1 pseudogene is annotated in these 694 nt (G+C 51.2%); it reads right to left on the bottom strand.

The features are described from left to right. A pseudogene (locus BFP77_RS13920) lies at positions 1 to 694 on the bottom strand (pyruvate carboxylase); the annotation flags it as partial.

Raw genomic sequence — 694 nt, 5'->3', positions numbered from 1 at the left:
CTTTCGATGAGGTTGTCGGGATAGGCGGTATAACCGACACCATTGGACCCCCTGATCAACATCTGCAATAGCACGTGGGGCATCGCCTTTCGAAGCAGGGCAAGGCGTTCCCATGGATTTTCCTGTAAAAAACGTAAGCACACGTCGAAGGTAGCTCCTCCCCAGACTTCCATGGAGAATATTTCCGGGTGGTTCTTACCGTACCCCTCGGCCACTTTCAACATATCCACCGTTCGCATACGGGTCGCCAGAAGACTCTGATGGCCATCGCGCATGGTAGTATCCGTAAAGTGGATCTTCTTTTCTTTTTTCAGCCATTGGGCGAACCTTTCTGGGCCCAGTTCCGTCAATAGGTCCTTTGTGCCCTTTGGAGGTGCGTCCATTCTAGGAAAGGACGGCACGATCGGTCTCGGAAAAATGCGGTCAGGGTCAAATTTCCTAACGTCAGGATTTCCGTTCACTATCGTCTCCCCTAAAAACCTTATGAGTTTGTTCGCCCTGTTCCTCGGTTCAACGAATTCGAAAAGTTCGGGTTCGTTCCTTATGAAGTTCACAGTAACCTTACCTTGTCTGAAGGTGGGATGGGCCAGAATGTTATCCAGGAAAGCCATGTTGGTGTTTACGCCCCTGATGCGGAACTCGGCCAGGGCCCGACGCATTTTTCTGCAACAGCCATCCAATGTCCTGCTCCTTG

It is taken from the genome of Maribacter sp. 4U21, from assembly GCF_002742365.1.
Lineage (GTDB): Bacteria > Bacteroidota > Bacteroidia > Flavobacteriales > Flavobacteriaceae > Maribacter.
Note: the sequence above shows the minus strand (reverse complement) of the source record. Positions and strands in the feature narration are given on the sequence as shown.